The sequence below is a fragment of the Fluctibacter corallii genome (assembly GCF_025751585.1).
Lineage (GTDB): Bacteria > Pseudomonadota > Gammaproteobacteria > Enterobacterales > Alteromonadaceae > Fluctibacter_A > Fluctibacter_A corallii.
This window is the reverse complement of the sequence record NZ_JAOWKX010000008.1, coordinates 155333-179371: the sequence shown is the minus strand read 5'-3', so window position 1 is coordinate 179371 and position 24039 is coordinate 155333. Positions and strand designations below refer to the sequence as shown.

The 24039-nt window shown below is 44.0% G+C and carries 23 protein-coding genes; 8 read left to right on the top strand and 15 right to left on the bottom strand.

All coding sequences use genetic code 11. The features are described from left to right. Positions 1-32: 32 nt before the first annotated feature. The 3 genes from OE749_RS15380 to OE749_RS15370 all read right to left on the bottom strand — a co-directional run bounded on the left by OE749_RS15380 (position 33) and on the right by OE749_RS15370 (position 5103). Positions 33-2198 carry a malate synthase G gene (locus OE749_RS15380; RefSeq protein WP_263713363.1) on the bottom strand — a complete coding sequence of 722 codons (2166 nt, stop codon included), beginning with the start codon at positions 2196-2198 and terminating at the stop codon, positions 33-35. Between the two features lie 102 nt (positions 2199-2300). Beyond that, a complete protein-coding gene (locus OE749_RS15375) occupies positions 2301-3245 on the bottom strand; it encodes a LysR family transcriptional regulator (protein WP_263713362.1) in 945 nt (314 codons plus the stop codon). A 256-nt stretch (positions 3246-3501) separates the two neighbouring features. Further along, positions 3502-5103: an isocitrate lyase gene (locus tag OE749_RS15370; RefSeq protein WP_263713361.1), complete on the bottom strand. Its 1602-nt coding sequence runs from the start codon at positions 5101-5103 to the stop codon at positions 3502-3504. Positions 5104-5337: 234 nt separating this feature from the next. On the opposite strand from OE749_RS15370, the gene OE749_RS15365 reads away from it, so the two are divergent. Next, the gene (locus tag OE749_RS15365; RefSeq protein WP_263713360.1) at positions 5338-6291 is read left to right on the top strand and encodes a chemotaxis protein CheV; all 954 of its coding nucleotides are present in this window, start codon (positions 5338-5340) and stop codon (positions 6289-6291) included. Between the two features lie 104 nt (positions 6292-6395). On the opposite strand, the gene OE749_RS15360 is transcribed toward OE749_RS15365, so the two are convergent. The 10 genes from OE749_RS15360 to OE749_RS15315 all read right to left on the bottom strand — a co-directional run bounded on the left by OE749_RS15360 (position 6396) and on the right by OE749_RS15315 (position 14392). Next, complete coding sequence (locus tag OE749_RS15360; protein ID WP_263713359.1) at positions 6396-7685, bottom strand: alkaline phosphatase; 1290 nt, start codon at positions 7683-7685, stop codon at positions 6396-6398. 259 nt (positions 7686-7944) lie between these two features. After that, entirely contained in the window at positions 7945-8658 is a 714-nt protein-coding gene (locus OE749_RS15355) for a VC0807 family protein (RefSeq protein WP_263713358.1), read from the bottom strand. A 103-nt stretch (positions 8659-8761) separates the two neighbouring features. After that, on the bottom strand, positions 8762-9325 hold the full coding sequence (locus OE749_RS15350; RefSeq protein WP_263713357.1) for a rhomboid family intramembrane serine protease: 564 nt from the start codon (positions 9323-9325) through the stop codon (positions 8762-8764). Positions 9326-9329: 4 nt separating this feature from the next. Further along, on the bottom strand, positions 9330-10496 hold the full coding sequence (locus OE749_RS15345; RefSeq protein WP_263713356.1) for a glutathionylspermidine synthase family protein: 1167 nt from the start codon (positions 10494-10496) through the stop codon (positions 9330-9332). An 8-nt stretch (positions 10497-10504) separates the two neighbouring features. Further along, positions 10505-11113, bottom strand: a complete 609-nt coding sequence (locus tag OE749_RS15340; protein WP_263713355.1) for a DUF1190 domain-containing protein — start codon at positions 11111-11113, stop codon at positions 10505-10507. Between the two features lie 13 nt (positions 11114-11126). After that, entirely contained in the window at positions 11127-11543 is a 417-nt protein-coding gene (locus OE749_RS15335) for a DUF350 domain-containing protein (RefSeq protein WP_263713354.1), read from the bottom strand. A 49-nt stretch (positions 11544-11592) separates the two neighbouring features. Continuing rightward, positions 11593-12234 carry a YjfK family protein gene (locus OE749_RS15330; protein WP_263713423.1) on the bottom strand — a complete coding sequence of 214 codons (642 nt, stop codon included), beginning with the start codon at positions 12232-12234 and terminating at the stop codon, positions 11593-11595. Then, positions 12234-13286, bottom strand: coding sequence for a potassium channel family protein (locus OE749_RS15325; protein ID WP_263713353.1), 1053 nt, complete (start codon positions 13284-13286; stop codon positions 12234-12236). Before OE749_RS15325 ends, OE749_RS15330 begins: the two co-directional genes overlap by 1 nt. Before the next feature lie 21 nt (positions 13287-13307). Next, a complete protein-coding gene (locus OE749_RS15320) occupies positions 13308-13988 on the bottom strand; it encodes a PspA/IM30 family protein (protein WP_263713352.1) in 681 nt (226 codons plus the stop codon). 14 nt (positions 13989-14002) lie between these two features. After that, positions 14003-14392 (bottom strand): YjfI family protein, encoded by a 390-nt coding sequence (locus OE749_RS15315; protein WP_263713351.1) that lies wholly within the window; start codon positions 14390-14392, stop codon positions 14003-14005. A gap of 205 nt (positions 14393-14597) precedes the next feature. Between OE749_RS15315 and OE749_RS15310 the strand changes: the two genes are divergently transcribed. The 3 genes from OE749_RS15310 to OE749_RS15300 all read left to right on the top strand — a co-directional run bounded on the left by OE749_RS15310 (position 14598) and on the right by OE749_RS15300 (position 16824). Further along, entirely contained in the window at positions 14598-14858 is a 261-nt protein-coding gene (locus tag OE749_RS15310) for a DUF6471 domain-containing protein (protein WP_263713350.1), read from the top strand. A gap of 222 nt (positions 14859-15080) precedes the next feature. Then, positions 15081-16121: a tRNA preQ1(34) S-adenosylmethionine ribosyltransferase-isomerase QueA gene (gene queA, locus OE749_RS15305; protein ID WP_263713349.1), complete on the top strand. Its 1041-nt coding sequence runs from the start codon at positions 15081-15083 to the stop codon at positions 16119-16121. A gap of 295 nt (positions 16122-16416) precedes the next feature. Continuing rightward, on the top strand, positions 16417-16824 hold the full coding sequence (locus OE749_RS15300) for a YybH family protein (protein ID WP_263713348.1): 408 nt from the start codon (positions 16417-16419) through the stop codon (positions 16822-16824). A 33-nt stretch (positions 16825-16857) separates the two neighbouring features. Here OE749_RS15300 and glnE read toward each other — a convergent pair whose 3' ends face one another. Continuing rightward, a complete protein-coding gene (glnE, locus tag OE749_RS15295; RefSeq protein WP_263713347.1) occupies positions 16858-19743 on the bottom strand; it encodes a bifunctional [glutamate--ammonia ligase]-adenylyl-L-tyrosine phosphorylase/[glutamate--ammonia-ligase] adenylyltransferase in 2886 nt (961 codons plus the stop codon). 83 nt (positions 19744-19826) lie between these two features. On the opposite strand from glnE, the gene OE749_RS15290 reads away from it, so the two are divergent. After that, positions 19827-20726 carry a DUF350 domain-containing protein gene (locus OE749_RS15290; RefSeq protein WP_263713346.1) on the top strand — a complete coding sequence of 300 codons (900 nt, stop codon included), beginning with the start codon at positions 19827-19829 and terminating at the stop codon, positions 20724-20726. Here the strand turns inward: OE749_RS15290 and OE749_RS15285 are convergent. Continuing rightward, positions 20709-20993, bottom strand: coding sequence for a GIY-YIG nuclease family protein (locus OE749_RS15285; protein ID WP_263713345.1), 285 nt, complete (start codon positions 20991-20993; stop codon positions 20709-20711). The genes OE749_RS15290 and OE749_RS15285 overlap by 18 nt on opposite strands. Before the next feature lie 83 nt (positions 20994-21076). Here OE749_RS15285 and hldE point away from each other — a divergent pair, with 83 nt between their 5' ends. The 3 genes from hldE to OE749_RS15270 all read left to right on the top strand — a co-directional run bounded on the left by hldE (position 21077) and on the right by OE749_RS15270 (position 24028). Continuing rightward, a complete protein-coding gene (gene hldE, locus OE749_RS15280) occupies positions 21077-22495 on the top strand; it encodes a bifunctional D-glycero-beta-D-manno-heptose-7-phosphate kinase/D-glycero-beta-D-manno-heptose 1-phosphate adenylyltransferase HldE (protein ID WP_263713344.1) in 1419 nt (472 codons plus the stop codon). Positions 22496-22618: 123 nt separating this feature from the next. Then, complete coding sequence (locus OE749_RS15275) at positions 22619-23674, top strand: XrtA/PEP-CTERM system-associated ATPase (RefSeq protein ID WP_263713343.1); 1056 nt, start codon at positions 22619-22621, stop codon at positions 23672-23674. 198 nt (positions 23675-23872) lie between these two features. After that, positions 23873-24028 carry a hypothetical protein gene (locus tag OE749_RS15270; RefSeq protein WP_263713342.1) on the top strand — a complete coding sequence of 52 codons (156 nt, stop codon included), beginning with the start codon at positions 23873-23875 and terminating at the stop codon, positions 24026-24028. Positions 24029-24039 lie beyond the last annotated feature (11 nt).

Here is a 24039-nt window from a genome sequence, read left to right as displayed (position 1 = left end):
TATTTGCGGCGGCATCAAATCAAAACAGAACGTTAGTTGCTTGCTTTTTCCTCTCGGCGTTTTGCGTGCAACAATGGCTCGGTATAACCATTGGGTTGTGTATGACCTTCGAAAATGAGGGCGTAGGCGGCTTGAAAAGCTGTCGTTTCCTCTGGGTTGGGCATCATCGGCTTATATTCGCTGTCTGCCGTATTCTGTTCGTCAACCAAAGCTGCCATTTTATGTAATGCTGCTTCGACTTGCTCTTTGGTAATAATGCCATGCATTAACCAATTGGCTAAGTGCTGGCTAGAAATACGCAGTGTGGCGCGATCTTCCATCAGGCCAACATGGTTAATATCAGGCACCTTTGAGCAGCCGATGCCTTGGTGCACCCAGCGCACGACATAACCGAGAATACCTTGAACGTTGTTGTCAATTTCGCGCTCAATGAATGCCTTTGACAGTGGTGTGCTTTCGTTCAGCAATGGTATTGTGAGAATGTCATCGATACCGTCAAAGTGGGTGTCTTTCAGTGAAGACTGTAACGACGCAACATTAACATCATGATAGTGAAGTGCGTGTAAGGTTGCGGCAGTGGGAGATGGTACCCATGCCGTGCTTGCGCCAGATTGTGGGTGTCCGATCTTGGTCTTCATCATATCTGCCATATTATCAGGTACAGGCCACATGCCTTTTCCGATTTGTGCGCGCCCGCCTAAACCTGATGCTAAGCCCGTGACAACATTGGCTTTTTCATAGGCGGTGATCCAAGGCATTTGTTTTAGTTCTGCTTTTGGTGCAAATGCGCCTGCGTACATCGAGGTATGAATTTCATCGCCAGTGCGGTCTAAGAAGCCGGTGTTTATAAATACTACCCGAGACTTCGCTTCTGCAATGCAAGCCGCAAGGTTAACGCTAGTGCGGCGTTCTTCATCCATGATCCCCATTTTTATAGTATCTTTAGGCAGAGACAGCAGCGCTTCAATATCTGTAAATAACCTATTGCTGAAGGCGACTTCTTCTGGACCATGCATTTTGGGCTTCACGATATAAATGCTGCCAGTACGAGAGTTGTTATATTGGCTATTACCTTTAAGATCATGAAGCGCAATCAGGCTGGTAATTACGCCGTCCATGATGCCTTCGGGTATGGGCTTATTATCAAACAATATGGCGTCGGACGTCATGAGATGTCCTACATTGCGTACAAACATCAAACTTCTGCCAGAAAGCGAAAAGGTCTGCTTGGAAGGGCTAATATAATCACGATCTGGGTTCAGTGTTCGGCGAAATGTCTTATCACCTTTTTTCACTTCTGTGCTAAGTGTGCCTTTCATTAACCCAAGCCAGTTTTGGTAAACAAGGGTTTTATCTTCTGCATCAACGGCCGCGACAGAGTCTTCACAGTCCATGATGGTAGTAATGGCGGACTCAAGCAAAACATCTTTTACCCCGGCTGCATCAGCGTTGCCAATGGGATGTGTTTTGTCTAGTTGGATTTCTGCGTGCAGACCATGGTGACGAAGTAAAATTGCCGATGGATTGGTAAGGTCACCCTGATAGCCCACAAATTGCTGGCTGTCTTGTAACGTGGTGGAAGCGCCACTCGCTAGTAATATAACAAGAGACTCATCTTCTAGCCGATACTCAATGACGTCATTGTGAGAGCCTTGCTTAAGCGGGGCAATGGTATCAAGCCAAGTTTTGGCAAAGGCGACAACTTTTTGTCCACGTACCGGATTATATGTGCCCGTTTTTTCTGCACCGTTTTCATCGCTGATCACATCTGTGCCATAAGCGGCATCGTACAGGCTACCCCAACGTGCATTAGCTGCGTTGATCGCATAGCGAGCATTATTAATAGGCACCACTAACTGAGGGCCAGCGATAGAAGCAATCTCTTTATCTACATTTGCGGTTGAAATCGTAAAAGGCGATGGCTGTGGTTTCAAATAATCAATATCCAGCAAGAACTGTTTATAGTCAGAAAAATTAAAAGGTTGGTGAGTTTGGTGGTACTCATCAAGCTTTGCTTGCAGTGCGTCACGTTGCTCTAACAGCCGTTGATTTTCTGGGATCAGTTTTTCTAGTAGGGCGTCAAACCCCGACCAAAACGTACCGGACTCAATGTGCGTTCCTGGAAGTACCTGTTTTTCGATAAAGGCGTGAAGCGTTTCATTAACGCGAAGATTTCCGTGCGGTATGTAGTGAGACATAACTGACTTCCTAAAATAAATCTGGGTTTCAGTGTAGGAAAATCAGCTATGTTTGTTTAATTTATGGTTTGTATTTTAGTTATAAATTTTGTGAATGTTGCGCTATTGGCCTTCGAGTTCTTTTGCCACATCGGTAATCAAACGGCGCAACCAGATGTGGCCAGCATCGTGATGGAGCAACGCACTCCACGCCATTTTTAATGCGATAGGCGGAATGTCGAAAGGCGGCTCTAAGATGACAACGTCACTGTCATTCTTAAATATGTTGGCCGCTTTGCTAGGAAGTGTCGCAATTAAGTTTTGCGCTTTAGCAAGCTGGAGCGCGGCATGGTAGTGGCGAGTGAAAATACGGATATCACGCTTTTTACCAAGCTTCGTGAGCTCTGCATCTACCCATCCAAGTTTTTGCACTTCATTTGGGTCAACGCCGACACCCACGCCAAATCCAGTTTTGCTAACCCAAATATGTTGGCTATGAAGATATTGTTCGAGGTTAAATTTGCCGATGATAGGGTGATCGCTTTTCAGCACGCATGAAAAGGTGTCGTACCAGACGACCTTTTGGTGGAATGACAGCGGTAATTCTTCAAAACGGTTGATGGCCATGTCGACTTTACCGTGTTCGACATCATGAAAGGTCACATCACTTGGCGTTATGACATCAAGGGTAATATTAGGCGCAAGTGACGACAGTTTGCCAATCACCTCCATAAGCAATGTTGACTCAGCGTAATCACTTGCCATGATCCTAAAGGTTCTGGCACTGGTAGCAGGGTCAAATTCAGTTTCTGGCTGAATAGATGCCTCAAGCTTCGCCAGTACGTCACGAATAATGGGTTGTATTTCAAGGGCACGTTGTGTCGGCGTCATGCCATCGCTGGTTCTAACCAGCAACGGATCTTTAAATAAGTCTCTCAGGCGCTTAAGGCCATTGCTCATAGCTGGCTGAGTAATACTGAGTTGGTTCGCGGCTTTTGTGACGCTGCCTTCTCTAAGAAGTACATCAAGATAGACCAGAAGGTTTAAGTCAACTTTTGCAATATTCATGATACGAATGTACTCCTAATGCCGCTATTACGTTAGGTATTGTATTGAAGTTAAAGTAGATTGCTACTGTTATTAAGGTGTGATGGTCACTGCTGTATGCTTTTTGTGCAATTTGCATGGGGTTCCGTAAGTTTTACGCCGATAAAATATAAAACGTGGAATTACAGCAGGCTATTGGCGTAAACGAGAGGCGGATTATTCAATAATCAAAAAGGGGCGTGCGCCCCTTTTACGTGTTTGTCGTTAATGGAATTGCTTACACTGCAACGTCAAACTGATTCATGGTATTGTCTTTACCTGCGGCTTTCAGGGCTTGTTCACCCGAGAAGTATTCTTTGTGATCATCACCTAGATTAGAACCCGCCATTGCTTGGTGCTTCACGCAAGCTAAGCCTTCGCGAATTTCTTTACGCTGAACGCCTTTCACGTAGGCAAGCATTGCCTCGTCACCGAAATAACCTTTGGCGAGGTTGTCCGTTGACAATGCCGCTGTGTGATAGGTTGGCAACGTAATTAGGTGATGGAAAATACCCGCTTCACGTGCAGCATCAGCTTGGAATGTACGTACTTTTTCGTCTGCTAGCTGTGCTAGTTCTGAGCTATCATATTTTTCAGCCATCAGTTCATCACGGTTGTAGTCAGATAGGTCTTTTCCTTCTTCTTTCCATGCATCAAAAACTTGCTGACGGAAGTTCAATGTCCAGTTAAATGACGGCGAGTTGTTATACACGAGCTTAGCATTAGGCATTTGCTCACGAATCGCTGATACCATGTCGCCAATCTGTTGAACATGTGGCTTTTCTGTCTCAATCCAGAGTAGATCTGCACCGTATTGAAGTGAGGTAACACAATCAAGTACCACGCGATCAAAGCCTGTGTTGTCTTTAAATTTGTAAAGGCCATTTGGTAAACGAACCGGCTTAACCAGTTTGCCGTCTTGCTTAAGTACCATGTCGCCTTCGGTAAGATCATCTGCTGACGCGATCTCTGTGGTTTCCAAAAACGCATTGTACTGCGCGGCCAAGTCGCCTTCGCTGTTTGACACTGGGATTTTTTGGGTTAGACCCGCACCCAGTGAATCTGTACGTGCTACGATAACACCGTCATCTACGCCTAGCTCTAAGAATGCGTAGCGAACCGCATTGATTTTTGCGAGAAAATCTTCGTGAGGCACGGTGACTTTGCCGTCTTGGTGACCACACTGTTTTGCATCAGATACTTGGTTTTCGATTTGAATACAGCACGCTCCCGCTTCGATCATTTTTTTAGCCAGCAGGTAAGTTGCTTCTTCATTACCGAAACCAGCGTCAATATCAGCAATGATAGGCACTACGTGTGTTTGGTAATTGTCGATTTGAGCTTGGATTTCGCTTGTGTCTTTACCTGCTTCACGTGCGTTGTCTAATGCTTTAAATAGCTCGCCGAGCTCTTTAGCGTCTGCTTGACGTAAGAATGTGTAAAGCTCTTCAATCAGTGCGGGAACTGACGTTTTCTCATGCATTGACTGGTCAGGTAGCGGGCCAAATTCAGAGCGAAGTGCTGCAACCATCCAACCTGAAAGGTACAGATAGCGCTTGTCTGTTGTGCCATGGTGTTTTTTTACTGCGAGCATTTTTTGCTGGCCAATAAAGCCATGCCAGCAACCTAGTGACTGGGTATATTGGCTGCTGTCTTTGTCATACGCTTCCATATCTTTACGCATAATGGCAGCTGTGTACTTCGCAATATCCAGACCCGTTTTAAAACGGTTTTGCGCTTTCATGCGCGCCGCATATTCTGGGTTAATGTTGCTCCAGCTAGTTCCAAATTTAGACTTAAGCTGTTTAATCGCGTCAAGGTCTGATTGATATTGAGACATAATGTATTTCCTTTGACTGTAGGGTATCGAATAGGTCGCTTAATTGCTGACCGTTGAAATCATCCTACTCCTAATTTTTAAATAATTTAAATCTATGAATTAAATTTTCGATATAAATTCTGTGAATGTGGTGGTGGGGTTTGGAACAATTTCTAGGGATAAGGTATAGTGATCGGTCGACGTGAAATTAAATTTGCGTCTATCATGTAGTTAACACAGGTTTTAGATTCAGACATGTCAGATTTACTCGCTTCTATTGATCAACGTACCCAGTTGGTGGGGGAAAATAGGCTTGAGCTTTTACTGTTTAAGCTTGGTACTCGTCATGTGTTCGCGATCAATGTGTTCAAAGTTAAAGAAGTCATTAATGTTCCGAAAATGAATCAGATGCCTGGTTCTCATTCCAATATGAAGGGCGTGACTAATTATCGAGGAAAGTCGATCCCGATTATTGATTTGCGGCAAGCAATCAAAATGCGTTCACCGATTGATCCTGAGACTGGTCAGAATGTAATTATCACTGAATATAATCGTACTGTGCAGGGATTTCTGATCGGCGATGTGATGAATATTATTAATACGTCTTGGAGTGATATTCAGCCACCGCCGACGACGATTGGCAAGAACAACTACCTTACAGCTATTACGCATATTGAGGCAGAAGGAAAAAGGCAGATTGTTGAGATCATTGACGTTGAAAAGGTGTTGTCAGAAATTATTGATTATGATGTCTCTGTAAGTGAAGAGGTGCTTGACGAAGATGTGACACCTCATCTTGCTGGGAAAAAAGTGTTAGTGGTGGATGACTCCGCGACGGCAAGGTGGCAGGTGCGAAGTACCTTAGAGCAGTTTGGTATGGAAATTATCGAAGATCGTGACGGTTTGAATGCGCTTCGTCGATTACAAAGTTGGGCGAACGAGGGCAAGCGTGTTACTGATGAAATTCTTATGATGTTTACTGATGCTGAAATGCCCGAAATGGACGGATACCGCTTAACAGCAGAAGTAAGGGGCGACCCACGCATGAGTGATTTGTTTATTGCTTTAAATACCTCTTTAAGTGGTAGTTTCAATGAAGCGATGGTGGAAAAAGTAGGGTGTAATCGCTTTATTTCAAAATTCCAGCCAGACTTACTGGTTGAAGTTGTTCAAGAGCGAATGCGAGAAGTATTAGGGCGCACTAAGTAAGTTCGGATTGCTGTGTAGCATGTTTGGCTTAAGATAATGCAACACGGTAGGGTATCAAGATAAAGCGCTCGTCATTATCACGAGCGCTTTTTCGTTTGAGCAGATTATTGAGGCTTACCTAACATCTGGAACAACGTTTTAGGAATATCTGTATTGTCGATATGTCCCGCGAATTGCTGCTTCCATTTGCCCATCGCAAACACTTGAACATCTACCGCTGTGTGGCCGCTTGAGGTCCATCCTGTGTTACTGCGCTTATCAAGTAGTTTGGTGATGGCTTTAAACATCGCTTTTTCATCTTTTTCAGTTTTGTTGATCGCCTTTTTCTCTTTTGAGGTTAAGCGCAACCCTGTTTGTTCAGCAACGACGGAAGAGGGCGTTTTGCTCTTCACTGCTAATCTTGCAATGTTAATCGGCGATGCTTTCAGCGACTTTAAAGGTGCGGGTTTCCATTCATACTTACCATTTGCGCCAATAGTTAGTCCACCTGTGCTGTGGTCAGCTGTTACAACCACCAAGGTATCAGGGTGTTGCTCTACGTATTGCTCTAACCATTCTAACGTTAGGGCAAGGTCATGCATTTCAGCCATTGCTGATGCAATGTCGTTGCCGTGTTCAGCCCAGTCTACTTGACTGCCTTCAACCAACAAAAAGAAGCCTTTGTCATTTTCAAGGTGTTTTACCGCAGTTTCTGTCATTGCTTTCAGTCTTGGCTGGTTTGGCATGTCGAGCGCCCAGTCCATGCCTGTATCTGCGAATAGGCCAAGTAACGGTTTGTCTGCTGGTGTATTACTTAGCTGATTAACATCGGAAATATAATGATATCCCGCTTGTTTGAATTCATCGACGATATTGCGATCATCACGAATGAAGTAATCCCAGCCGCCGCCAAGCATCACATCAAGGACAAATTGCCCATTGATTTTGTGATCGAACATACTGTCTGCAATCGCATCATAATTCTTGCGTGAGTCATTGTGTACAGCATAAGATGCAGGCGTGGCATGATTAATCTGTGAGGTTACTGCGACACCCGTTTTCATGCCTTTTTCTTTCGCCCATTGGAGCACAGTTGGTAACGGCTTTTTATCTACGTCTACGGCGATTGCGCCATTATAGGATTTCACACCTGCCGAAAGCGCTGTTGCGCCAGCTGCAGAATCTGTAACGAGTCCACTGACATGTGCTGGATAGGTGCTTGCCATGCCAACTAAATGACGATCAAAAACGGTGTCTTCGATTTCAGGTGTATCTGGGTTGTCTGCAAAATAACGATAACCTGTTGTTACTGCAGGGCCCATGCCGTCACCCACCACCATGATGATATTCTTAGGTTGTTCGGCGGCCTGTAAGCCAAATGTTGCAGCAAGTAGGGCGGTAGCTAAATACTTCATTCTTTCTCCGTAGAGGATTTGCTGTGAGATTGATTTAATGTCGTGCGTTGCGTATTAACCTAGCCATTTAGTGTTGTCATTATTACGACTAAGGTGTTGGCTTAGAGCAAGCTAAAATCTTTATTTCAGAGCTTGTTACACGGTACTTTTCGATCTCGTTATAAAAATGCAAATAATACGTGAAACTCAATGAATTTAAATGAGATTTTGTATTATTTTCGAAACTAAACTCAATATATCTAGGGTCTAACCCATGCACTTACCCGTGAGAATTCCCTTCGAGCAAGAATGCTTCAAGATCTTTACCCGTTAGTTTTTTGATTTGTACAAATAAATACCAAAGTGCAGCCATCAGCATAATCATACTAGGAATCACAATAACGGGATAACTCATGGCGGTCATTTTGCCAAGCTCTTCCGTGTACTCTGGCGTACCCGGTGGGCTTACAAGCATGATTTTCGCTAATGCATAATTTAGGAATGAGGACAGAAAAAATGACGCCGCAACAATATACGAGCTTACCGCGAGTTTTTTCTTGAACTGGTCTGCGGTATGGTTGTCTTCCAGTGCTTGATTCAACTCGGGCCAGTTGACAATTTGGTCGTTAAGAATCAACAGTTTGACTAGTGGTTTAGAGGTGCGCTGGGTGATTAACACGGCAAGCCCAATAAACCCAGGAATCGCAGCTTCTTTAATTGCTATGTATTCAGCCGGCAGCTCTAAAAGGCTGATACCGCCTGTTAAAATGACACTAACAATACCTAACACTGAAAAAACATTCACCTTTCCAGATTGCTTTAAGTCCCATAGACCATAAACAATGGGGAAAATAAGCGCGACAACGATAGACCATGCAGGGCCAAGATATTCTTCTGAATTTAAGTTGGTCATCACCACAACAGGAATGATGATATTGAATGCTAGATTGCCTAAAAAGCCGCCTTGCTTTTGCTGTGGTTGCTGCTGATTCATGGTTTGGACACTTTTTATCTACTGCTTGATTGATGGGAAAGTATACTCAATCGCCGCGCGGGTTACTATGAGCTTTCAAACGAATTTTAAATGTTTTTACCTGTTAAGAAGACGGTTTGACCAATAATTTGGCTGCAAGCAGTCCTGCAATCAATCCAAATAAGTGAGACTCCCAAGAAACAAAGGCATCTTGCGGAAGAACGCCAAAAATCATGCCGCCATAAAATACAATAATGATGAAAGATATGATGATTTGCTTAATGTGTTTACTTAAAAAACCTGCTAGTACCAAATAGCCAAAATAACCGTAAAGCACGCCACTTAGCCCTACGTGGATGGCGGTTCTGCCTAATGCCCATACTAACATGCCCTCGAGAAGTAGAATGCAGAGCGTAACGAGTACAAAACGCTTAATGCCATCTTGTAAAATAAGAAAACTAAATATTGCAAAAGGGACAATATTTGATACGAAATGAGACATGGAACCATGCAAAAAAGGCGCAGTAAAAATATGAAAGAGACTCGTAGCTTCTCTAGGAATCAAACCAAGCTGGTTGAGCGCTCGCCCTGTGATAAGGTTGATTATTTCTATTGCAAGTAATACCAAGCACATTACGCCTGTGAGTTTGGTTTTTGAGAATGAAGAATGTGAGTCTGTACCTTGCATTGTTTCAGCCTAGAATTATGTGTGGTAAGTAGCGCGATAGGTCTTGCGTGATCATATGCGTGTCTTCGCGAATAGATATTCCCGCAGCTTTGTCGTTAACTAACCAAGAACCAACAATAGTATGGTTGTCGGCAAATCTTGGTAAGGCAGAAAAGGCTTGGTAAACATATCCTTCTTCGCCATACGGTCCGTCTATTGCGGTGATCGTTTGATGACCTTCGATGATTGAAATATTTGCGCCTTCCCTTGAAAAAAAAGGCTTTTTTACCAGCTTTTGTCCGTCTGCTTTATTCACTTCATCTTCAAAAAAAGCAGGTAATAAATTGGGGTGGTTTGGGAAGAGTTTCCACAACAATGGTAACAGTGCTTTATTGGAAACGACGCTTTTCCATAGGGGCTCAATCCAGTGCGTGCTTGCCTGTAGCAAAGGTTCAGCAAAGTCCTCTCTTTGCATAAATTCCCATGGATAAAGCTTGAATACAGTTGATATTTCTTGATTGAGATGATCAGTGAAATAGTTGTCATCACTGAGACCAATATCTTCAATAAAGGTAAAGTAGGTATCTAGCCCAGCCTCAGCAGCACAGTCTTGTAAATACTGAACTGTACCTCTGTCTTCATCTGTGTTTTTGCAGCACGCAAAGTGCATATAGGCAACTTGATAGAAGCCACTGATTTCTGCGAAGCGATTAACTAATTTTTCTTGCAAAGAGTTAAATTGGTCGGCGTGTTTCGGGAGGCTGCCGTTTTTGACATTATCCTCTAACCATAGCCACTGCCAAAAACCGGTTTCATAGAGAGACGTGGGTGTATCTGCGTTATTTTCAAGTAACTTTGCCGATGATTGACCATCGTATACGAGATCGAGTCGAGAATACAGGCTAGGGGAATTGGCTTGCCAATCCTGATTGACAGCATCCCAGAATGTATGTGGAATTTTAAATTTTTCTAGCCAGTATTCGCTTTTACACACTGTGTCGACGGCATGTAAACACATTTGATGCAATTCTTCTGTTGGGGCTTCGATATCCTCTTCAATTTGCTTGAGCGTAAATTGATAATATGCCGATTCATCCCAGTATGGCTGGCCATACATTGTGTGAAATTTAAAACCATAGTCATCGGCGCGCTTCTGCCAATCTGTTCGAGGTGAGTGTTGGAGGCGAAACATAAATGTGTTTAGCCGCCCCAGCCACTTTTGCGGCTTGATGACCCCCAAGATGACTTCGCGCGAACTGTACTACCAAACCCGCCTCGCGACATTGTTTTCTTTATTTCTGGCTTAGGCTTGAATGCACCCGGTTTGACCTTGGTGCGCTTTTTAGACAAATCACCTATATCGTAACCGTCAGCCATAATGTAGCGATAACGATAAGGCGAATAAGGTGAGTAGGATGTGAACAGTGGTTGTGAATAATATCGGTTGGGCGAAAGCAAGTTCCCCAGCATATAGCCTGCCATGAGTGGCATGAAAAACGAACCACCGTTATTATCGACGTACTCGCATTGTCGTGGGCCAAAGTCATATTCACAGGTTTGCATATTGGCGTATTTAGGCCCTGTTTTGCGCGCCTCTTCTAATGCTTCTTCGTACGCCAGTGTGCAAGCTTGCACACGGTTTGGATTGTCATCAGTGCAATCTTCCAGTGTTTTGTAAATAATTACGTCTTCGCGATTGTCACTACAGGCAGCAAGAAATAATGAGGCAACACCTAGTGCGAGCGGCCTAGGTGTAAATTGCTTACGCATTCTGTGCAAATTGATCGATGCAGAGCGTTTTTGGGTCATGAGGTTGCCTCCACTAATAGCTCATACATGCTGCATTGAGTAGGCCAACTGCAACCGACATGGATGCCAACATGATGCCTGCCGATGTTTCGTTTTTGATAATGCGCTCTGCAATTTTTGGCATAAAAGTGAAACGTAAAATCGCAAACGCAAAAATCTGCGCAATTAGCGCAATCACGCCCCAAGTAATAAAATCAGGTAATGATTGTGAATTACTTGCCGCACCAGCAAGCGCGATACTAAAGCCAATAATGGCACCGCCAAAACCAATCGCGGCTGCCGCATTTTTATCTTGCTTGACTAGCGCCCATTCGTCATGGGGAGTGACAAAGGCATAAATTACTTTGAAGACAAATAAAAGTAGAATTGAAAAAGCAAAATATATTGCAAAGCTACTTAAGCCTGCTAATGATGCTTGAAGGGTTTCCATGGTCACCTCGTTTTAATTTCCGCTGATTGTGGTTTATTGCTTTTTTGCATTATCCGTTTATCGTGATATCTGCCGGTGAGATATCAAACCCTGTACTTCTTACCAAGCACCTGTCTGTATTGTGGTTGACTATTTTCTCTTCACCACAGACCAACAGTGACTCGAAGTTGCCATCGTCGAGCGGGCGCTCGTAGAGCATCATAAACTGATCTGTTTCACTCATATCGCCATCTAGCTCATAGGTTTTTTCTGTTACCGCGACAGGGGGCGATACATCATCAATAGCATTCCATACTCGAGTGTAATTTGTCGAGTCTAGTTGATAAGTTGGTTGTGAAATGTCTGAAGAAATTAGCGTATTCCAATTCGACTCGGAGCCAACGGTGGTGGTATCGTAAAAGTACCAAAGTTTTACGTCAGTAATATGATTTTCTGTGTCGCCACCATCTAACACAACCTGCAAAAACGCATCATCATCGGTATAAAAGCGTAAGATCTTCCCACCTGTATCTAAATGTGCTTCGCCGACGGCTTGAATTAAATGCTGTGTGGCTGCGCCGTCAATCATAAGTTGTGGCTCGAGTAGCTTTAACTTCAGTTTATCAATTTCAAAAGAGCCACCTAGATATAACCCCATAATTTCAGGCGCTTTGGGCTTGGTGTCTTTCTTTTTAAACCATTTATCAAACATCATTGCGCTCCTAAACTTGACCACTTAATGTCAGGTAAGCGTTGCTTAGCGATATAGAAAATCTTGTCACCGCCTTTAATTCGGTCAGAAGGCGCAGGATTTAGTGTCGGGTTGTGTGCCCCTGATGCAGGCAAAAAACCAATAAAGGTTGCATCGTATTGAGATTTCAAATTGGCGAAGACGTCACCCGCGACGAGGGATGAAACAGAATCAGGAATGGTCGCTGAAAATTGCGATTGTTCGCCGTATTGTAAACTCAGTAAATCGTGTTGAACGAGACTTGAACCAGGATCAAATGCTGATTTTGCTATCATTTCCACGGCTACACTGGGTGTGCACTCTACATTGGGGCAATGATGCTTAAGCAACTGGACGAGGCTTTCATCTTTGAAATAGGCGATTAAGTGTGCATCGGGATTCGCCTGACTACAATACAAGGCGGTAGTCATGGTCATGTCATCTTCAGGGTTATCCATGATGATGACGCTAGCATCTTTGATACAGGCTTTATTCATGTCTTCATCCTTGTTGAATGAAGCCACTTTCACGAACTCAATTTCTCCCGGTAAAGGGTTAAGAATTTCGGCTCGTACACAAAGCAGAATATCTGGTTTTTGTGGCATAGCAGCGCGTTCTTGTTGCAGCATATTGATAAGCTGAATAGTGCGTTGCTCGTTCCAGCCAATAACGACAATGTGATCGTGAAGGTCTAAGGGTTTCAAACCTTTTACTCCTTTTTGCCATTGCTCTGACACCCAAGCCGCGACGCGTCCTAGCACCAGTGCAAAAATACTTAATCCTACGGGAATAATATAAAGGGAAACTATCCATTTTCCAGCGGCTGTAGCTGGCGACATATCGCCGTAACCAACGGTTGAGCCTGTGACAACTAACCAATACATAAAGTCGTCAAACTGGAGTAGGGCGGTTTCATTCGCTGAATAAAGCAGTAGCCAACTACTTAACGCATAAAACGCCAGTACAAGCATAATGTTGTACCAGCGCATTTCTGCAAAGTACCTTGTTAGTACTTTGCGTATTTTTCGAACCATTAACATCCTTATTAAAGGTGCCTAGTTGCCTAAAATGCGACTAAGTTCATCGTCTGCCGATTTTTTGCCGCCTTTAATCCCCGCCTCAGCTAATCTCTTCTCTAGATCTGTGTTGGAGTCGCTATTGGCAAGTTCTTCAGCAGCTTGAAGCTCCGCACCACGCATTTGCTGACGTTCTTGAATACGTTGCAAAGACTCTGTGGCTGTTTTCATCTTGCTGTTTGCGCCCATGTGACGAGACGATACGGCGACTTGTGCTTTTTGAACTGACTCTGTCGCTTTCACCATATCAACCTGTTGCTCCAAACGGCGTAAGTTGTCTTTTGCTTGATTGATATTTTGAGCTAGTTGCTTTTCAGACTGTTGGAACTGGCTTAAGTATTGCGTTTCGGTGTCCATTTCTGCACGAAGTTCAGACACTTTCTGGGCGCAATCTAATGCTAAGTCTCTATCGGTTTCTGCGGCTTTGCGCGCATGATTCTCATATTCAGCAATCGATGTTTGCAAGCTGTCGATCTTCTGTTGAGACAATTTGCATTTGGCTAGAATCTGCGTGCGAGCATGGTCTGACTTGCGCAGTTCCTCTTTGGCTTCCCGAATCTCCTGTTCAAGGATGCGGATTGCCTGACTATCAACAACAGATTGAGCTGCTTCATTTGCTCCGCCTTTAATGGCAGTCACTAGTTTTTTCCATACAGACATATCGCTAACCTCGTTTACTTAAGATGAGTTTGATAAGCATCTAAAAATGCCGCTACGTTTTGAAACAGAGTATTCACTTCTATTAAAACGCTTTCTTCTTTTGATTGTGAACTCAACGAACCAAAAGCCGTGTAATAATCTTTACCACCCACGGAGGATATTCCTACTGTTGTTAAGGGGAAAATCATGTGAGTTTTGAGGATCTCTTCGTTTAGAGATTGAGTGTCAGTCACTTCGTCTACACCGAATAGCAGCGACTCAACTAAAATTTGTTCTCCACTTACCGCTAACCAGGCGTCAAGGCCATCTTGATTCGCAATCAGTAAGCAATTTTCCTCTCTCGTGATGACGAGATTGTCTTGTTTGGATAAAAGGGTCTCAAGTTGGCTAAGATCCCAAGTCATGGCTACTCTCCTGTTTGTAGACTTGTTGTGTCATTAACAACATCAGTAAAAACAATATTGCGTTATTTTCACGTTTTACAAGTTGTTTAACAACGTCATTTAGTCTAGCCAGAATTAAATAATTAAGTCAAATTATATTTTTCTGTTTGATAATTATAATGTCGTTGTGTAAATTATACGTCACAAATGAGTGGCTGGAGTATATATGCAAAATGAGCGTTCGAATGGAGATTGGCGGCAGCTTATTCAGCGTCTTCTGAAAGCCGAAATGTCAAAGCGTGGCGTGAAATATCAAGAGCTTAGTCATCGGCTAGCTGACATTGGCGTCAGTCAGTCGGCAGACAATCTTCGGAACAAAATCAATAAGGGGATTTTAGGTGCTGATTTGTTGTTACAAATTATGTACGTACTGAACATGCGTAAAATCGACCGTGACGAAATAGAGGATATTTTGCAAGATATGTAAGCTGAAAGTGCCACATTTCTATTTCAATAAAAAAACGCCCAGCGAGGTGCTGGGCGAAGCTAGGATTTGGGAGAAACGTCAATTAGCAAAAAACGTTGAGTATAATGTAAATGTTTACAATGTTTTTACAAATAGTGAAGGGTATCGCTGGAGAATTGCACGTATCCCCGTTTATACATAGAATACCGCGCCCTCCATTTGTGCGAATTATGCGGAGCAACAATGAAACTTTCTGATTTTCACTTTGATTTACCTGAGCAGTTAATTGCCAGATACCCGATGGCGTCAAGAAGTGCCAGTCGTTTATTACGCCTTGATGGAAAGCAAGGTACTCGTGAGCACCTCCAGTTCACAGATATTACTTCGTTATTGGACGCAGGCGATTTGTTGGTGTTCAACAACACCCGTGTGATACCCGCAAGAATGTTGGGGACGAAACTGTCTGGCGGTAAAGTGGAAGTATTAGTCGAGCGTATTATAGATGAGCACACGGTCATGGCTCATGTACGAGCTAACAAAGCCCCTAAGCCTGGTACGGTAATGCGCTTGGAAGATGCGGTTGAGGTTGAGATGGTTGGCCGAGATGATGCGCTATTTGAATTACGCTTTCTGACTGACAAACCCGTGCTGGAGGTACTTGAGGCTTATGGCCACATGCCTTTACCACCTTATATTGATCGCCCTGATGAAGACAGTGACAAAGAGCGTTACCAGACCGTATACAACGAAAAGCCCGGTGCAGTTGCAGCTCCTACGGCGGGACTACATTTTGATGATCAAATTCTTGAAACCCTCAAGCAAAAAGGCGTCAACTTTGCGTTTGTGACATTGCACGTAGGCGCAGGTACTTTTCAGCCTGTTAGGGTAGATAATATTCTTGAGCATAAAATGCATTCTGAATATGCCGAAGTGCCACAAGACGTGGTTGATGCCATCAATGAAACTAAGCAAAATGGTAAACGTGTTGTTGCCGTTGGCACAACGTCTGTCCGTTCTCTTGAGTCTGCGGCTAAGTCTGCGAAAGATAATGCTATGCCGTTGGCACCGTTTTTCTCTGACACGGATATCTTTATCTACCCGGGTTATCAGTTTGAGATTGTTGATGCAATGATCACCAACTTTCACTTACCAGAGTCGACGCTGATAATGTTGGTTAGCGCTTTTGCTGGAAAGGAAAATGTGATGGCATCCTATCAGGATGCTATCGACAATGAGTACCGCTTCTTCAGCTATGGCGATGCGATGTTTATTGAGAAACAGTAATGTTTTTTATTTAGTTCGAGCTGCGAAAATGTGGGTGTTGCTGTTGGATTGACGATGTCACTTAGAGGACACATGTCGATATTCTTTGACACCCACTTTTTTGAGAGCTGTACTTGAGATGTGATTGTGAATTTGCACAGTGATAGTGTTTTTTTTGCCCTATTAGCGGCAGTGGCAGCGACGTCCGCTTTAAGATTAGACATGGAATGTGTAGTGCTTCGCTGAGTCTACTCTATACTTGATAACGTGCATGTTTAATAAAAGCATCAGAGCCAACGTTTGAAAAGGAATCAGCATGACAGGAAGCGAAGTAGAGAAGATAAAACAATTACTTGAACAGTGGTGCAAGTCTACGCGTTATGATGAGAAAGACAATATTCTTAGTCAACATCTAGCCGATGCTATTATTTTCGATGTTCTACCACCTTTACAGTACACAAGTACGCAAGAATACAGACAAAGTTTTGATGCGTGGCAACCTCCTTTTGCAATCCCGTCGTTATTTGAGCTAGATGAACTGGTTATTCACGCAGACAGCCGTGTTGGGTTTGCTCACTGTTTAATTCATTGTGGAGGCGACCTACCTGATGGTAAAACCGTGCGAAGCACGGTTCGAGCGACTTTCTGTTTCACGAAAGTAAATGAGGCGTGGTGCGTTGCACATCATCACATTTCAATGCCTATGAGTATGAAAGACGAATAAATAGAATGAGAGCGCCAGCACAATGGGTAGCCATTATTCATCTGAGCTTTCATAGCGCCCCAGTTCTTCTCGCCAAATGGTATCAACTTGCTTTGCGATTGTTTGAAGTACGTCGTCTAAAGGTAGAAGTTTACTGTCTTTCAATGACGCCCTGTGGCTTAAATCTCGTAGTGTTAAATACGCATGGGTGAGCGTTTCACAGGTGGACTCACTGATAATATCTGCGTTTGCTAACGACGACAGCACCCTGACATTATCTGACCACAGTGCAATATCAGGGTGGTAATGAGCATGATTTAACACCCAATATTGAACTAAAAATTCAATATCGGTAATACCGCCTCTATCTTGCTTAATATCAAATAAGACTTCGTCCCCCTTATTTAAATGGCGACGCATTTTTTTACGCATTTTAGCGACGTCAGCAGCAAGCTCGGACTGCTCTCGTTGTTGGCATAATATGCGTCGCCGCACGTCGGTAAATTGCGCTTCTAGGTCAGAATTTCCATAAATTACGCGGGTTCGTGTTAATGCCTGATGTTCCCATGTCCAGGCCTCATTTTTTTGGTAGGTTTCAAACCCGTCAATGTGGCAGACCAACAAACCTGCGTTACCCGATGGGCGAAGCCGCATGTCAATTTCATAGAGTTCGCCAGAGCCTGTTTTAGTAGAAAACAAATGCATAATGCGCTGCGCAAGTTTAGTATAAAAGTGGTTAACATCTACGGGTTTTTCACCGTCAGTTTTGCCGCTTCGCTCAGCTTGGTGCACAAATACCAAATCTAAATCTGAGCCATAGCCGAGTTCTAATCCGCCCAATTTGCCGTAGCCTATTACAGCAAACGCTTTATTACCCATGTGGGTGCCCGGCGGACATCCGTGTTTTTCAGTAATTTGATACCACGCTTTATTCACAACTTCATGAATAATGGCTTCAGCGAGATAGGTGAGATGATCGCTCACTTTCATGATTGGCATAACTTGCGTGATATCTGCGGCAGCGATGCGCAGTTGTTGACTGAGCTTGTATTGCCGCAGACTCTCCATTTCCACCTCTAAATCATCTTGCTCAATTCTTAACATGGCTTGGCGCAAGTCACTGTGATATTCATCTAGAGGAGTAGGATGATAGAGGGCATACGGGTTTAGCAATTCGTCCAATAGAATGGGAAAACGCGTTATTTGTTGAGCTATCCACGTACTTGCGCTACACAAACGCACAAGTTGATTGAGCGCCCCCTGGTTTTCGTTCAATAGTTGTAAGTAAGTGGTTCTACCGTAAATAGCCTCAAGTACGTGTAAGGTTCTGGGGACTGCCTCTGAGACTCTGTCTGTGTATTGAGTGAGGACCAGACCTATCAGTTGCGGCATGAGCTGCGATAGGGTATCTCGGCCTTTTTTACCTATTGGCTTTTTCGCCATCGCTTGCTTAAATTCGCATAGCTGCTGCGCAAATGTTAGAGATTCAGCCTCAGACAAATAGCGTATTAGAGTCGATAATTGCTCAACTTCATTTAAATCAAGCTGCCACAGTAAACTTGCATCTTGAAGTTCCGGCGTCTTGTTAGCGTCTTCAGACTCTTCGTGATCGCCGATTAGCATCTGAAACTGCGCATGTATAGCATGCATATGGGGGGTAATTAAGGCAAGCACGTCATCGAAGGTTGATTGTCCATATAAATAGGCAAGGCGACTTTGGTTTAATGGATCGTCAGGTAGTGTTTGTGTTTGCTTGTCGGCAAATTCTTGCAAAAAATGTTCAAGTTTTCGCAAGAATAAATAGCTTTGTTTGAGTGACTGCATGTCGTCTTTTGGGAGAATGTCTAACTCAACTAGCATTGTAAGATTTTTGAGCAATGAGGGCGTTTGGAGCGCTTGTAAGCGGCCGCCGCGTATCAATTGAAAGCTTTGCACAATAAATTCAACTTCCCTGATGCCTCCGGCACCGAGTTTTATATTGTGAGATAACTGTCTGCGCCTCACTTCTTGTGAGATTAGATATTTCATTTGTCTAAGCGCATCAATCGCGCCAAAATCCAGATACCGTCGATAAACAAAGGGTTTCAGTATGTCTTTAAGCCCTTGAGAGTAAGGGCTACCATCGTTAATGATCCGCGCTTTTACCATGGCAAAGCGTTCCCATTCGCGTCCTTGATCCTGCAAATAATCTTCTAGAGCGGCGAAATGGGTTACCAGTGGGCCGCTTTCACCGAAGGGACGCAGGCGCATGTCTACCCGGAAAACTTGGCCTTCCGCCGTGGTTTGGTGCAGTGCATTGATGAGCTTTTGGGCAAGCTTAGTGAAAAACTGCTGATGTTCAATCGGTTTTCGCCCATCAGAGATTTCTCCATTCTCTGGATACACGAAAATCAAATCAATATCGGAGGAAAAGTTGAGCTCTTGTCCTCCCAATTTTCCCATACCAAGGATAAGCATTGGTTGAGGGCCAAGCGGGCCCATTGGCGTACCATAACGCTTACACAAGTGTTGATATAACCACTGGTAAGTTTGATTGATCAATGTATTTGCTAGCGAAGATACGTGCTCAAGAGATAACGCGATAGGCTGCAACCCTGTTAAATCACGCCAAGCAATGTGTACCATCAATTTTCGGCGTGCTATTCGTATTGTTTTTATCAAAGCGGGTTCGTCTTCACAACGCGTCAATGCTTCAGAAATGATGTGGGTGTAATCGAGCTGTGATTCGTGCAACTGGCCTTCTATGAGCAGAAAATTAAGGATACTTGGATCACTGATGATACTTTCTGCAATGAAATCACTTAATGCCATCACGTGTCGTATTTCATTTTGATGTGAGTTTATCCAGTTTTCATGCACGCCTGTTTCGACGAGTCGATGCCAGTAGTGGTTTGATTTTTCGATTAAATTTTCTGGCAAAGATGCATCGGTTTGGTGCATTTTGTGATCCTTTTCCATTGGTAAGTTGCATCGATAAATTTATACTGTCGTTATAACACAGTCGTTAGTTTGGATTAACCGCCATGAATGTCCTTGTGAATTTAATTTCTGTTCCCGCCGATATATGGGTGTATTTCGCTATAGATGTTGGCATCGCCATTTTGTTACTGGCGGCGTTGCGTTGGATTTCTGGTCGATTATCGTCGGTGGATACAAACGAAGAGCTGTGTACCCAAGATAATTTTGCTTTTGGTATTAGTATTGCGGGAAGAATGTTCGCACTATGCGTTGTGCTTGCGGCGGCCGTTGCTGGCTCGACAAAAACGGATTACTACATTGCGGCCGTGTCGATGCTGGCCTATGGCCTTGTGGGGCTCGTCTTAATTAAGGTGGGCAGGGTATTGCACGACAAACTGATTCTAGATCGATTAGACAAAGAAGCACAAATTATGGACCGCAACAGCAGTGTGGCGATCATTGACGCTGCTAGCGCTATTTCAACCGCAATTATTATCCATAGCGTGATGTTATGGGTAGAGGGGACGGACACCAACGCGCTTATCGCAGTATGTACCTCATTTATTGTTACACAGGCGATTTTGCTAGTAACAACCCGATTTTATGAGCGTCAGTACAGAGCGAATAATCAGGGGACGATGCAAAAAGCCCTTACCGAGGGGCAATTGGCCCTGGCGTTGCAGCAAGCTGGCATGATCGTTGGGACATCCATTGTGGTGTCAACTTCTGCCAAACTGCTTATTTACAACCCTGAAGCATACGTCAGCAATTTTACGGGTTGGCTAGTGACGGGAGCTTGGCTTGCTGTGTTATTGGCTATCTTGGTGATGGTGTTAAAAAAACTGGTACTCTCTGGTTTGAATTTGGTACAGGAAGTCGATCAGCAACACAATGTTGGGGTTGCGTGTATTGAAATGGCATTGTCAGTGGGCATCGCATTTATGGTTTCAGGCCTTATCGCTTGAAAGTAGCTCGTTGAGTTTTCGTTCTCCGCTGATGATGGCGAGTTTTTGAATTTTACTTAGCTTTTTTACTGCAATTTCCATTTTAAGCGCTGTACTGTGGTCACCTACCAGTTGACTGTACTTCAGGGTTAATGGCGCTTTGCCTTTTAATGCTTTTGCAGTTTTGGGACCTTGAGCTTGATGTTCACAAATGCGCTTAGCCACGTTTTTTGTAATGCCCGTATAAAAATGCCCGAGTTTGTTTTCGATAATGTATAGATACCACATTGTAAGATAAGTGCGTAAAGGACAATGAACCACTGAGGCTTACTATGGTATACTCTTCGCAAATTTTTTTCAGGTTATAACACATGCAGTTACCCGATTTTTCTACTGCCCGAATTCTTGTTGTGGGCGATCTGATGCTAGACAGATACTGGACTGGCCCCACTAGCCGAATTTCCCCAGAAGCGCCAGTTCCTGTAGTGAAAATTAGCGACATTGAAGACCGCCCCGGTGGCGCAGCCAACGTGGCATTGAATGCTGCAGCATTAGGCGCAAACGTCACGTTGATGGGCTTGACTGGCCACGACGAAGCCGCAGTACTGCTTCAGAAAAAGCTAGAAGGGTTGGGCGTAACATGTGATTTCTCAAAAGTGGCAGGGTTCGACACAATAACCAAGTTACGGGTTATGAGTCGTCATCAACAGCTTATTCGGCTAGATTTTGAAAAGAGTTTCGAAAGCGTTGATAAATCTGAATTAACGTCGCGTTTTGAACAACAACTCTCGTCTTGTGATTTGGTGGTGTTGTCTGACTACGCCAAAGGGGGATTAAGTGATGCGCCTGCATTAATTGCGGCTGCAAGACGAGCGGGAATTCCGGTGGTGGTCGACCCCAAAGGGACTGACTTTGGTAAATACATGGGGGCCACGCTAATTACCCCCAATATGCATGAATTTGAAACCGTTTGTGGTGATTGCCATGACGAAAAAGACATCGTTGAGAAAGCCAATGCGTTGGCTGAGACATTGTCTTTAGAAGCGTTACTCGTTACACGTTCTGAAAAAGGCATGACTTTGCTGCAAAAAGGGCAGGATGAATTGCATTTACCCGCGAAGGCGAAAGAAGTATTTGATGTCACAGGTGCAGGCGATACCGTTATTGCGTCACTGGCGGTTGCAGTCGCGTCAGGCAGTTCATGGCCAGACGCTTGCGCGATCGCGAATGCCGCTGCAGGTATTGTTGTGGGCAAATTAGGTACATCAACAGTCAGTGTAAATGAGCTAGAAGACGTATTGAGTTTAGAGCCTGCACCAGGCCGAGGCGTGATGAGTGAAGAACAGCTTATCATTGCTGTCGCAGCTGCTAAGCAAGCCGGACAGCGCATTGTTATGACAAATGGCTGCTTTGATATTCTGCATGCTGGGCATGTTTCTTATTTGGAAAATGCTGCCGCGCTTGGGACCAAACTAATAGTGGCAGTTAATGATGATGCATCTGTACGCGAGTTGAAAGGCGAGGGAAGACCCGTTAACAACTTGTCGCGTCGCATGGCGGTATTAGCTGGATTAGCATCGGTGGATTGGGTGGTGCCTTTTAGCGAAGAAACGCCTAGACGTCTCATCAGCGAAGTGCTTCCCGATATTCTTGTTAAAGGTGGTGACTATCGCGTAGAAGAGATTGCAGGCGGCAAAGAGGTTATGGCCAACGGTGGCGAAGTGCGAGTGCTGAACTTTGAAGATGGTGTGTCTACCACGCATATCATTAATCAAATTAAAACTCGCTAAGTGCTGGGTAAGCCATGTTTAATAACACCCGAGAATAACAGTAGTGTTGTATAACCTCGGGTGTTAAGCTGCTTTTCTGACAACATGTCTCTCAATTAGACGCAAATAATTACGGCTTTTTTTATGTACGAAAGTTACTACGGACTAAACTCAAAACCATTTCAGCTGACGCCTGATCCGAGCTTCTTTTTTGCCAGCAAATGGCACAAAAGAGCCATGTCTTATTTACAATATGGCTTATCTCAGGCAGAAGGGTTTATTGTGATTACGGGTGATATCGGCACGGGTAAAACCACTATTGCTAACAGTTTGCTTACTGATATTCAGGAAGACATTGTAGCTGCGCAAATCGTTACGCCTAAGTTGAGTCCTGACGAACTGGTAAAAATGGTGGCGAGCAAGTTCGAATTAGACACGACGAATCGTACCAAAGCAGATATCTTGAAAGACCTTGAAGTATATTTGCACCAGCTTCACAACCAAGGTAAGCGTGCGTTGTTGCTTGTTGACGAAGCACAAAACCTGCCTCTTGAAACGATTGAGGAGCTACGGATGCTGTCGAACTTCCAAGCTCAAGGAAAGCCTTTGCTACAAAGCTTTTTGCTGGGTCAAGAGGAGTTACAGCCTATTTTGCGTGCCCCAAACATGGAGCAATTTCGCCAGCGTATTGTAGCCTCATGCCATTTAGCACCGCTGACAGATGATGAGACCGTTGCTTATATTGAGTACCGCTTAAAGCACGCAGGCTGGCAAGGGGATAATTTGTTTTCAGCCAGTGCTTTTGATCGTATCTACCAATTTACCCATGGCGTACCTCGTAAAATTAATACGCTAATGGATAGAATCCTTTTATATGGTTTTTTGGAAGAATTGGAAAAGTTAGATGAGGCCGCTGTAGAGAATGTTGTAAAAGAAGTGGCTGACGAAATGTTCGTCCCAGACAAAGTGCCTAAGACAGAGGGGCCGCAAGCTCAAGGCAACGAGGCTGCTGCCACGAGCGGTAAGGGATCTATTCAGGGAGAGCCAGAAAAGGACGTCGCATACTACAAAGCAATGTTAAATGAACTCACAGACGCGCTAGACAACGCCATTAGCCACAAAATCAAGTTAACAAAGTACATTGATAGCCTATTGAGAAAAAAGTACAAGACTTACGTCCGGCTTAAGTCAGACGATTAACAGTGGCTAAACCTCTTGAACCACATTAGGTTCATCGCGATTTTTGCAAACGGAAACGCTATGCAAAATAAAAACATATCTAAAATGGTTCATTAAGTAAAAAGTTTGAGAAAAAAATGAACCATTTGGATTTGATCTTTTCTAAGTTTACGTCCGAATAAAAATACAACGCTAACTTAACTAGTCACAGGTGAACTCATGAAACGGGAAAGAGCGATCGTTTCAGGAGAAGTACCGCCCGTTATGATCAAGCATGACAGGCGAAAGGGATATTACCAAGGCAAGTATTTGAGAGAAGCTGTTATCTTTTATGTCGCCGTATTTATGGCAATGGTATTTGTGCTGACTTTGTAGTCGCCAACCTT